Origin of the sequence: Aquimarina rhabdastrellae, from assembly GCA_947387485.1 — a bacterium.
In the GTDB taxonomy this organism is placed as follows: domain Bacteria; phylum Bacteroidota; class Bacteroidia; order Flavobacteriales; family Flavobacteriaceae; genus Aquimarina.
This window is the reverse complement of sequence record CANDNT010000034.1, coordinates 1-9,442: the sequence shown is the minus strand read 5'-3', so window position 1 is coordinate 9,442 and position 9,442 is coordinate 1. Positions and strand designations below refer to the sequence as shown.

Sequence of the window (9,442 nt, the reverse complement as noted above, 5' to 3'; positions counted from 1 at the left end):
ACCTTCCTTTAACGGATCGAACTCTGAGTTTATGATCCCATTATCAGCAAAGAAGCCATTGCAATTAGAACAGAAGGCAAATGATTTATTGGATTTCCTTCGCTTTTCAAACAAGGAGAAGAACTCCCTGGAGCTTAGAGCTATGTCTTATACGCTTCAGGTAGGCCGTGAAGCAATGGATGAACGTGTTGGTTTTGTGGTAAGCTCTATTGATGAGTTAATTCAAAAACTGGAATCTTATCTAAAGGGTACGGATGATATAACAGGTATTTATCAGGGTCAGGTTAAACGTGACCGGGATTTGCTTTCAGGTTATGCAACCGAAGGATTGGACTTAGAACAAATGGTTAGTCAATGGATAAAAGATCGTAATTATGTATTATTGATAGAGGTATGGAGCAAAGGTCAGGATATCGACTGGCAGGAATTGTATGTGAATACCCAGCCCAAGTTGATGAGCCTTCCTACATATCCGTTTGCCAGGGAGCGATACTGGATAGATATAGTAGATAGTAAAGAATCAGTAAAGGGTAAGGTTACTTCAGTACTTCACCCATTGCTTCACCGTAATATTTCAGATCTATCCCATCAGGTTTATAGTTCCACTTTTATAGGAGATGAGTTTTATACTTTGGGTTCTGGTAAGAATGAACTTTCTGTACCAGTGTATTTAGAGATGGCCAGAGCGGCGCTGATAGATTCTTTACCAGATAAGGAAAGTTTCATTACTGTTGAGTTTAGGGATGTTGTGTGGACTGGTCCAGTACCGATTAAAGAAACCTTACGAGTAGATATTGCTTTGCTACCTCAAAGCAAAGATGTTATAGATTTTGAGATTTATAATCCAGAAGGAGAAGAAGAGTTAGTGTATTGCCAAGGTAGTAGTGTTATATCAACAGGATCCTCAAAGGCTGTTTTAGATATAGTTGAACTTAAGCGGCGAATCGGAAATGAAGGAATAAATAGTGCTTATGACCTTTCATTATCAGAGGTTGTGAGTGTATACGACAATAAGGAAGAATTATTGATAGCGTTGACCCTTCCGGAATCATTGATATCTGGAGAGGATATATATAGATTAGACCCAACCATGTTTGAGAATGCTTTACAGTTGGGGAGTCAATTATCATCAGGAGAAGGTCATCAAATTTTTATTCCGATAGAGATAGCTTCTTTAAAGGTAATTGATAGTTGTTCTCGAGAGATGTTTATTTGGATCCGTCCTTCAAATCAAACAGATACTTTGGATATCGACCTATGTAACAAACAAGGAGAAGTATGTGTCCAAATTAAGGAAGTTTACTATGAACTAACAGATAAAGAAATAAGGAATGAAGTTGATAAAAAAGAAGAAGTAAGTAGTAAATCATTGCCGTTAAGAGCGGTTGAGAATCAGCCAAAAGAACTTTCAATTCCAACTCGAATTATAAATACTACAGAACGTAGTATTTCAAAGAATCAGGATTTAGATAAAGGATCATTATCCAAACCTGTCAATATTTCGTTACTAAATTTACATAAAACACAGGAAAAAGCAATTCAAGATCAGGCAATACCCAAAGCACAGTTTAGCCTAGCTACCACAGAAACTACATCGGTTGCTTTAAAATACGTAAGGAAGATCTCTAATATAAAATTATATGATAGAAGTCAGGGTATTTACAGTCTTGAGATAGCTACAGAACAGGATAATCTTCTTTCAGAAGAACTTATAGGGGATTTAGTGCATAGCCTTAACTATGTAAAAGATTTTCCGGGATTAAAAGTTTTGATAGTAAGAGGAACGAATAAAACTTTCCTTCAGGGAGATCGTAACTCTTATAACGAGTGTCTAACTCAGGGGCTTTATCAATCGATAACTTCATTTCCTTACCCTGTAATTGCTGAGATGCAGGGAGATGCAATGGAGGCAGGTTTCTTATTAGGAGCCCTATGTGATTTTATGGTTTTTAGTAAGGAATCCCAATATAGATATACAGATGTAAAGGGAGGGATGTTTCCTATTATAAAGGAGGAATCTCTGTTTAAAGAACGTTTTGGTGCTGTATTATCCAGGGACTTTTTATATCGTTTTGGAGTATCGACCGGTAATACTTTGAATAAAAGAGGTTGGAGCACTCCAATAGTTACTTCGGATCAAGTAGGTTCTTATACAGAAGATCTTGTACGATCTTTGAGTGAGAAACCACAAAACTCGCTTCGTTTATTAAAGAAACATCTTATTCGTGGTATAGCAAAACAGGTAACAGAATTAAAACAGGTTAACACTTTTAAGACGGAGGAATCATTAGCTGGATTAGAAATTCAGGTAACCACTCGCTCAAAATATTTACAACTGGAGACTTCTATAGAAGGAGTGTTAACTATTAAAATAGATACGAGATCTAAAAACTATAAGTTAAAGACGTTGATTTCCGGAATATCAGAAGTTCTGGATCAAGTAGAAAAGACATCGGCTTACAAGGTAATTATTCTTAGTAGTGGAGATGAAGGGTTTTTACGAGTATCTGATTTATCAACTTCATTAGAAGAAATCATACAACTTCAGGAGGTATTGATCGGTGCTTCAGTACCAGTAATTTCAGTTTTAGAAAGAAATGCCAGAGATCTGGGTTGGTTAATAGCTCAGAGTTGTGATGTTTGTATCTACCATACAGATGGGGCTTATTGTGCTTCTGAATTGGTAGGAGTTCCGGAATTAGGCAGGTTATCCCTTCCGTTTTTTAATCGTGGCCTGGGATATTCTTTATCCCAGGAGGTATTGCTTACAGGTAGGGAGTATAGTGGTTCGGATTTACAGGAGCATACAGGTTCCGTACTGGTTTCATCAGATCCTATGGTAGAAGCTTTGGAACAGGCAAGATATTGGTCATCATTTCCAATAGAAGTTATAAAAGAATGGAAAAAGGCTCAAACTTCAGAGCTGAGAGCTGTATTAGAGGAGTTGCCGTTATGGACTATAAATGAAGAAGAGGTTACAACAACATTACCAGAGGAAGCAACAAGAATAGCATTAGAATCCGAAGTAATCAAAGCTATTTTACATCCTGAGGGTATTATAGAGATCAGGATGGAAGACCGGGAGGCGAGGAATATGTTTTCAGATGCCTTTATAGAAGGTATGATAGAGGTTTTTGATCATATTTCAGAATCTTCAACCTATAAGGTGGTAGTATTGACCGGATATGATAGTTATTTTGCTTCCGGAGGGACTAAGGAGAGTTTAGTTGCGATCCAGGAAGGAAAAGCCAGGTTTACAGATACCAGAATCTTTCAACTAGCTTTGGATTGTAATATTCCTGTGATTGCAGCGATGCAAGGTCATGGAATTGGAGCAGGGTGGTCAATGGGTATGTTCAGTGATTTCCCCATCTTGAGTAAAGAGAGCCATTATGTAAGTCCTTATATGAATTATGGTTTTACACCGGGAGCAGGAGCAACCTTGATTTTTCCGGAGCGTATAGGACATGATCTTGCACGTGGTACTTTGCTTACAGGGATTGAATATGCAGGTGAGACATTAAAAGAAAAAAGAATATCCTTACCGGTAGTATCAAGAAAGGAGATTAGTGAGTTTGCATTAGATCTGGCTAAGGAATTAACACGTAATTGGCGAAGTAGTTTAATTGCTTTTAAGGATCAAATGATGCGTCATATCAAGGATCGTTTAGAAGATATTTGTGCACAGGAGTTATCTATGCATGATGAGACTTTTGTAGGAAGTTTGGATACCCTAGAGCGTATAGAAGGTAACTTTAATACAACATCGGCAAGTAGAAAAGATCCATTACCTCTTACTAATAGTGTATTATCCACACCAGAACCTGTATCACAAGGTAAATATACATTACCTATGATCATTGCTGATCTTAAGTCATTATTGGCCGGGGAGTTACACCTGGAGGAGGAAGAGATAGATGAAGACAGCCAGTTTGTGGATCTGGGACTGGACTCCATTGTAGGGGTTACCTTTATCCGTAAGATCAATGAGAAGTTTGGTATTACATTACAAGCAACGCTTGTATATAGTTACGCTACCCTTTCCGCATTAAGTAGTTATGTATTGGGAGAAACCGGGCAAGAAGAAAAAGAACAAGTAATACCTGTTGAGCAACCCGTATCTACTATTGCTTCAACAAAGACAGTAACTACAGGTATAAAAAAACAGTCAGATATATTATTGGATTTAAGAGGGTTATTAGCAGCAGAGTTACATCTGGAGGAGGAAGAGATAGATGAAGATAGTCAGTTTGTTGACCTGGGGCTTGATTCTATTGTAGGGGTTACTTTTATCCGTAAGATCAATGAGAAGTTTGGTATTACATTACAAGCTACCATTGTGTATAGTTATGCCACTCTTTTAGCATTAAGTGAGTATATACAGGGAGAGTTAGGAGTTGAAGAAGAAGAGGTATATACCCCAGTTGTTAATTCCCTTAAGAAAGAAAAAACAGTACAGGTAAAGCAGATTACCCGAAGAGTACTTACATCGATACGCAAGGGAAGGTCTTCACTTCGTACTACTTCAAATAGAGAAAAAGATAGTATAGGAGGTATAGCCATTATAGGTATGTCAGGTCAGTTTCCCAAAGCAGAGGATGTTGATGTTTTTTGGCAGAATATAGCTGAAGGCAGAGATTGTATCAGTGAAATCCCTGGAGATCGATGGGATATTGATCGTTATTACCAGCAAGGGGATGCTGTTGCGGGTAAGACGTATAGTAAGTGGATGGGTGCCCTGGAGGGATACGATCTGTTTGATCCTATGTTTTTTAATATATCCCCCGTAGAGGCGGAGAGTATGGATCCGCAACAACGTTTGTTTTTACAATCCTGTTGGCATACTATGGAGAATTCAGGATATAATCCACATAGTTTTTCAGGTAGTAAATGTGGGGTATATGTAGGATGTGCTTATGGAGATTATCAAATGTTATCAAGAGAAGATCAGCTAAGCGCTCAAGGATTTACAGGGGGTTCAACTTCAATTCTGGCGGCCCGTATTTCTTACTTTTTAAATTTACAAGGCCCTTGTATCTCTATGGATACTGCTTGTTCTTCTTCGTTAGTTGCTATTGCTAATGCTTGTGATGCCTTGGTATCAGGTAGTATTGATGCTGCATTGGCAGGAGGGGTTTATGTTATGGCTGGTCCGGATATGCATATTAAAGCAGCTCAATCCGGGATGCTTTCCCCAGATGGTAAATGCCATACTTTTGATCAGCAAGCCAATGGTTTTGTACCAGGAGAAGGAGTGGGGGCGGTAATGCTCAAAAGAGTAGAAGATGCAGAAAAAGACGGGGATAATATCTTGGGATTGATCAGGGGATGGGGAGTAAACCAGGATGGAAAGACCAATGGTATTACAGCACCAAATACAGAATCACAAACCCAATTAGAGCAACAGGTCTATGATCAGTTTGATATAGACCCGAATAGTATCCAGTTGATAGAAGCACACGGTACGGGTACCAAATTAGGAGATCCTATTGAGATAGAAGGATTACGTAAGACCTTTAAAAAATATACTCAGGAAAAAGAGTATTGTGCTTTAGGATCAGTAAAGAGTAATATAGGCCATTGTTTAACTGCAGCCGGGGTAGCTGGGGTTATTAAGGTAGTTCAATCCTTAAAACATCAACAGTTACCACCGACTATAAATTTTGGTGAGCTAAACGAACATATCAGTTTGGATGATAGTCCGTTTTATGTAAGTACTAAGCTCAGAGATTGGAAGGTCAAGGAAGGTCAGCAACGACAAGCCGCAATCAGTTCGTTTGGATTCAGTGGTACCAATGCTCATTTGGTATTGCAGGAATATATTCCTGATTCCAGGAAAGTAACTCAAAAACCGGTTCAGGTTGTTAAGGAAAACGGAGCTTTTATGATCCCTCTATCAGCCCGATCAGAAGAACAATTACAACAAAAGGCATCAAACTTGTTGCGATTTATAGAAGAAAGAAAAGGATCCCTGGACTTGATAGAGGTGGGATATACGCTTCAGGAGGGTAGAGAAGCTATGGAAGAGCGTCTTGGCTTGATGATACGGGAGGAGAATGAATTGATAGAAAAACTTCAGGGTTATATTCAAGGTAAAGAGAATATCTCTGGTGTATATCGAGGGCAGGTAAAACAAAATAAAGAAGGGTTACGCATCATAAGCCATGATGATGAGATGAGGGATACTATTGTAGAGAAATATATAAGTCAACAAAAACTATCAAAACTACTTGATTTATGGGTAAAAGGATTAGAGTTTGATTGGAACAAGCTTTATAGTTCAAAACCCAAACGTATAAGTTTACCGTTATACCCTTTTGCCAAAGAGCGATACTGGATAGAAGAAACGATAGATAATACTATAAAAGAAAAAGAAAGAAACATAGAAGTATTACACCCTTTGGTACATAAAAATATTTCTGATTTTAGTAAGCAGTGTTATAGTACGACATTTAGTGGAGAAGAATTTTTCTTAAAAGATCATTTGGTTTTTAATCAGAAGATTCTTCCCGGAGTTGCATACTTGGAAATGGTTCGTGTTGCTATAGAGAAATCTACACCGAAACCTTTAAAACTATCTGATTTAGAGTTTTTTAGTATTGCTTGGATACAGCCATTTAAAGTTGATGAGAAAAAAGAAATTAATACAAGATTACTTTTAGATGACTCAAACCCCACAGAAGGAGATTTAATACTTTACGAAATATACAGCCATCACGAGAATGAAGAGATTATTCATTTTCAAGGGCAGGCAACTTTTAGTAATTCCATACCACAGGTAAAAACCAATATCAGTGAACTAAGAGAACAAATGACATTGGATACATTGAACAGAAGTTTAGTTTATGATGTTTTTTCTAAAATGGGACTTCAATACGGACCCGCACATCAAGGTATTGTAGAAATTTATAAAGGAGATAGACAGGTACTAGCAGATATAATTATACCGGATGTGATTGAAATAGAACAAAACGATTACATCTTGCACCCAAGTATCATGGATAGTGCTTTACAGGCATCTATAGGGTTGTTTGATGATTTAAGTAAGGTCTCGTCCCAACCATTTCTACCTTTTGCATTAGGATCTTTAAGAATCAAATCTGCTTGTACAAAAACAATGGTTGCATGGGTTCGATATGCCGCTAATACTGATCAGGATAGTAGAATTACAAAACTGGATATTGATCTGTTTGATGAAGAGGGAATCGTATGTGTAGAAATTAGAGAATTTGCTTTTCGGGTTATGGAAAATAGCATTCAACCTTTAAATAAAATATCTACAAATGGATCTATAAGTAATACTGCTGTAAATGGTTCCATTTTTAATGAAACTTATTATCAGGAACTTATTCAAAGTGTTTTGAATAAGGAACTTTCGGATGACGAAGCCGTAGAATTAGTTTAAAACTGAATTCAGTAGAAAATTTTAAGGAAACATGAAGGAAAACCTAAAAAATATATTTAAAAATATTTCTGGCGGAAAGCTTACACAAAAAGAAGCTTTGCAAAAAATAAAGGAAATAAAATTACAGGAACAAAGAAAAATTGAAGGAACCATACTTTCAAACCCAATCTGGAAAGTTGAAACATCAATTGCAAGTAATCAAAGTGCTTACGTACGAAAATATGTGATACTATGCGAAATGATGATTGTGGATACTGAATTAAAAGCTTTAGTTCCTGGGTATAAGGTTAAATCTTTACATATAAAATCACAACAACCTATTTCAGATAGATTTCAGGCATATGCTTTGTCCTGTTTTGAATTGATTCAGAATATACTTACCGATAAACCAGAAGGAAAAGTACTGATCCAGTTGGTTGTACCTAATGAAGAGGAGCGTATAATTTTAGCAGGGCTTTCGGGGTTGTTGAAAACAGCAGCTTTAGAAAACCCGTTACTGGTTCCTCAGGTTATATTAGTTGATCCAAAAGTTGCTGCTAATGATCTTATAGTACAATTGAAGGATAACCAATCGAATCCAAATGACGAAATAATAAAGTATGATCAAGGTATCCGATATGTTCTAAAAAGAGAAGAAATAGAGGCTACGCAAGTACATCCTAAAATAGTCTTCAAAGATCAAGGTGTTTATCTGATCACGGGTGGTTTGGGAGGTCTTGGGCTTTTGTTTACTAAAGAAATTCTTAAGCAAACTACTCGTTCCCAAATCATATTGACAGGTAGATCCGCATTGACTCAGGAAAAGAAGGTATTGTTGGAAGCGCTTCCTATCCGAGAGAACAAAGTAGAATACCAACAATTAGCACTTGACAATGTAAAAGAAGTTACTAAGGTTATCTCCGGTATAGTTAAAGAAAAAGGAGGATTACAAGGTATTCTACATTGTGCAGGGATGACTTCTGATAATTTTATTATAAAAAAGACAGTAGAGGAGTTTTCGAGTGTATTGTCCCCCAAAGTAATTGGTACGTATAATTTGGATCAGTCCAGTAAGGATATAGATTTGGATTTTATGGTATTGTTTTCCTCGGTAGCTTCTCAATTAGGAAATGTTGGACAATCGGACTATGCAGCTGCAAATGGTTTTATGGATGAGTTTGCCATATATCGTAATCAACAGGTTACAAAAGGACACCGCAAGGGACATACTGTATCCATTAACTGGCCATTATGGGAAGAAGGAGGAATGCAAATAGATAGAGAGAATAGAGAAATACTTGCACAAAGTATAAATGTACAACCGATGGAAACCATAACCGGAATGCATGCTTTTTATAGCTGTTTGGAGCTTGGTTATGATCAAATCCTGGTAATGCACGAGGATTTTTTAAAGCAAATGAAGGTTAAAAAGATAGAAGAGGCGATCAAAAACGAACCATCGTCACGTACAACTATCGAGATTCAAAATTCTGATGTACTTATCGAAAAAACAGAGGAATATCTATGCAAAGAATTTTCGTCTTTATTAAAACTAACTTCTCATAAAATAGATCCTCAGGAACCTCTGGAAAAATACGGTATTGATTCTGTTTTGGCGATGAAATTTACCGGCCAGTTGGAAATAACCTTTGGGGCTTTGCCTAAAACATTGTTTTTTGAATACCAGACTATTAGAGAGCTTGTAGAATACTTTGTAAAATATCATTCTATTCAATTGTCGAATCTGTTTAATGCAAAACAAGATAAAACTTCTGAGTCGCCTTTGCCTAATATCAAACCTCAAATAACAAATAAGAATAGTAAGAAACAGATTCTAAGTAATCGATTTAATAGATTTCGCCTTTTTGATAAAATAAATGATTCAAAACGATCAATAGCATCAGATCCGATTGCGATAGTGGGGTTAAGTGGCCGTTACCCTGAGTCAGAGAATATTGATGCGTACTGGAATAACCTTCGGGAAGGAAAGGATTGTATTACAGAAGTACCAAAAGATCGATGGGATTGGCGTGATTATTATAGTGATGATTGCACAGA

2 protein-coding genes are annotated in these 9,442 nt (G+C 37.0%); both read left to right on the top strand.

Annotation, left to right across the window (positions count from 1 at the left end; translation table 11 throughout):
* Positions 1-31: 31 nt before the first annotated feature.
* Positions 32-7,405: a polyketide synthase gene (locus tag ACYEKI_RS20960; RefSeq protein ID WP_459213172.1), complete on the top strand. Its 7,374-nt coding sequence runs from the start codon at positions 32-34 to the stop codon at positions 7,403-7,405.
* Between the two features lie 31 nt (positions 7,406-7,436).
* A partial coding sequence (locus tag ACYEKI_RS20955) for an SDR family NAD(P)-dependent oxidoreductase (RefSeq protein WP_459213171.1) occupies positions 7,437-9,442 on the top strand: 2,006 nt, incomplete at its 3' end.

Bases quoted from the DNA above. Each gene is read 5' to 3' on its own strand.
- ACYEKI_RS20960 (WP_459213172.1), top strand. From the start codon at position 32: ATGATCCCATTATCAGCAAAGAAGCCATTGCAATTAGAACAGAAGGCA.